This is a genomic window from Methanosarcinales archaeon (assembly GCA_014859725.1).
Classification (GTDB): Archaea; Halobacteriota; Methanosarcinia; order Methanosarcinales; family Methanocomedenaceae; genus Kmv04.
In genome coordinates, this window is the sequence record JACUTQ010000230.1 from 1 (window position 1) to 2,723 (window position 2,723).

3 protein-coding genes are annotated in these 2,723 nt (G+C 39.6%); 1 reads left to right on the plus strand and 2 read right to left on the minus strand.

Annotation, left to right across the window (positions count from 1 at the left end; genetic code table 11):
• Nucleotides 1-219: 219 nt before the first annotated feature.
• Both IBX40_12550 and IBX40_12555 read right to left on the minus strand, forming a co-directional pair.
• On the minus strand, nucleotides 220-1,353 hold the full coding sequence (locus IBX40_12550) for a TIGR04083 family peptide-modifying radical SAM enzyme (protein MBE0525139.1): 1,134 nt from the start codon (nucleotides 1,351-1,353) through the stop codon (nucleotides 220-222).
• Between the two features lie 365 nt (nucleotides 1,354-1,718).
• Nucleotides 1,719-1,919 (minus strand): 4Fe-4S binding protein, encoded by a 201-nt coding sequence (locus IBX40_12555; GenBank protein ID MBE0525140.1) that lies wholly within the window; start codon nucleotides 1,917-1,919, stop codon nucleotides 1,719-1,721.
• 148 nt (nucleotides 1,920-2,067) lie between these two features.
• On the opposite strand from IBX40_12555, the gene IBX40_12560 reads away from it, so the two are divergent.
• Nucleotides 2,068-2,685, plus strand: a complete 618-nt coding sequence (locus IBX40_12560; protein MBE0525141.1) for an endonuclease — start codon at nucleotides 2,068-2,070, stop codon at nucleotides 2,683-2,685.
• Nucleotides 2,686-2,723 lie beyond the last annotated feature (38 nt).

Here is a 2,723-nt window from a genome sequence, read left to right on the forward strand (position 1 = left end):
CGTGCCGTTCTTAGAGGGCTTGGGGCCGGCAACGGCCTCCGGCTACTCGGCGATGAAATGAAAGTTACAAGTCCGGTTCTTAGAGGGCTTGGGGTCGGCAACGGCCCCCGGCTACTCGGCGAGAGGGTGGCGAAAGCCACTCTTTTACTCTAGCCAAGAAAAAAGAAGGAGGTAATCAACAATTCTTATAGATCAGTTCCTATAATCAATTTTCCTGATTCAGGAGCTTTTAAGCATTAAGGACATTATTCCTGCATTAACATTCGGTTCTGGTGGAAGGCCGGGCATACCAGCACCACCAAATAATTCATTATTTATCCTATCATTTATTTCCTTGAATATCATCTTATATGCGGTGCAGTGTGGGTCTACACCCCTTATTTCACCTTCATTAGGTGCTATGGCATTGTAAGGGCATCCACCCCGACAGGAATTAATGTAGCTGCAATCCCCACATTTTTTATCTACATATTCCTTATATTGGTCCATAAGCTTCCATGCGTAAGACCGGGCAAGATCTTCCACACTTGGATGGTCATACACATTGCCCATAACATATTTTGGCATACCTACAAATCGATAGCAAGGATATATGCTTCCATCAGGTCCAACCGCAAAGGTATCTCCCATACAATCGACGAAAGTACACACACTGCCGCGACCTGTGAACACACATTTACACAGGTGGTCAATATTCATAATTTCTATATCATTTATGTTTTCCAGATATTTATCTAGCAGATAAATTAACAATTTTCCATATTCTTCCGGATCAAGTGCCCATTTATCAGGGTTTTCATCACGTAAAGATGGAAGTGCAGGATGTAATTTAAGAGTTAGACCATTTTCCAGGAAAAAATTGAAAATATCTTCCTTGAATTCTACAGAATAGTTTGTGAAGGTGCTGATAAATCTCACTGTAAGACCATTGGCTTTGGCAATTTCATACCCCTTCATGGTCTTCTCATAATATCCTTTCCCTCTTTGCAGGTCATTAAGCTCCTCGGGACCATCTATACTGGAACCTATGGGAATATTATACTCAGCTAAAATTTGGGCTAGTTCGGGGGTCATTTTCCAGAGATTTGTCTGTAGAGCAAAAGCCGCTTTCTGATCAACCAAACCCTCAGCCAATAATGGTAACGCTTCTTTGAAAAAATCTGCGCCAGCCAGGAGGGGTTCTCCGCCGTGGAAGGTAAATGTAACAGGATCATCCCTGAAACCTTTGAGCCATTTAACCACTTCTTTAATTGTTTCAATGCTCATTATTGGAGACCCTTCCTCCGAACTCCAGCAGTAACTACAATTCGAAGGACAGCCCAAAGTAGGGATTATCATCACGTGAAAAGCCATAAAACACCTTCTTTTAACTTCCATCCAGCTTCTTTAAAGTATTAATAGTTTTCCTGCCCCCACAGGTAAATAACTAAATTGAACATTTTTATTAATATTATTTTTCGAAAAACAAAACATTCAAATGAATATAAATTTAAAATGAGTATTTAAGTTGGATTGATTCAAAACAGCAACAATAGTGACTAAAATTGAGAAAATATTCAAGAATGCCGCCAAACTCATTAAATGAAAAAACGGATCAATAAAAATAGTCTCATTTTTCAAACATCTGTTAAATAGAGGTTAAAAATGAGTGAAAGCAGTATTAATTTATGCAGTTGGAACTAAGTTTATTAAAAATAATAAAGATGATATGATATCAGTTATGCAATTACTTCAAAGTACAGTGCTTTGACCGGACATTCCTTGACACAAATACCACAGGAATCGCACAGGTTGTAGTCTATTACGGCCTTACCTTCTGTTACTACAATGGCCCTGGGCTCAACAGGACAACTCCTCTCACAGGTGCCGCACCCAGCGCAGATTTCTTCTTTCCATAATAATTTATTATCTTGTGCCATTTTGATACACTCACTAATGTTCTTATTGCGTTCTAAGTCAATACTCGGGTATATTTTATAGTTACTGGTATAAGGAATAATACTCTTGTTTTATCTTATTGGGTCTTATTATGTTATTGATCTAAAATGTAATATGACCGGGTATATAATGCATCTAACAGAGGTTTATGAAAAACTGCTGTCTTTGTTGGGTCACCAGCATTGGTGGCCTGCTGACACTCCTTTTGAAGTAGCTGTAGGAGCACTGCTGACCCAGCAGACCCGATGGAACAATGTGGAATGTGCTATTTCAAACCTAAAGGAACATTCCATTCTCGACCCTGGGGCACTGGCTTGTGTGAACACTGAAGTCCTGGAAGAATTAATAAGATGTACAGGTTTTTACCGCCAAAAATCCAAACGATTGAAAAAACTGGCAGAATTTTTTTCTTTTAATGGAGACACCATGTCTGTCCGACCCGTGAATGAGCTACGTAAGGACCTGCTGGAACTGGATGGTGTGGGAGAAGAGACTGCTGATAGCATCATTTTGTATGCTGCCGACAAACCCAAGTTCGTGATCGATGCATATACCAATAGAATCCTTGCCTGTCTTGGTATTAACGGAAACTACCAGACACTACAGCAAATGTTCGAGTCTGAACTGGAACCAGATGTGGACCTTTATAAGGAATACCATGCCCTGATAGTGGAATATGGTAAACAGTACTGCCAGAGGAAAAAATGTGAAAATTGTATTTTATTAGGAAACAGTACTTCCGAATAGCCCTACTTCCGATTTAAGATAATTAACTAATTACAGCA

Excerpts from the sequence above, each read along its gene's own strand:
- IBX40_12550 (MBE0525139.1), bottom strand. The coding sequence starts at position 1,353 with ATGGCTTTTCACGTGATGATAATCCCTACTTTGGGCTGTCCTTCGAAT.
- IBX40_12555 (MBE0525140.1), bottom strand. The coding sequence starts at position 1,919 with ATGGCACAAGATAATAAATTATTATGGAAAGAAGAAATCTGCGCTGGG.
- IBX40_12560 (MBE0525141.1), top strand. The coding sequence starts at position 2,068 with ATGCATCTAACAGAGGTTTATGAAAAACTGCTGTCTTTGTTGGGTCAC.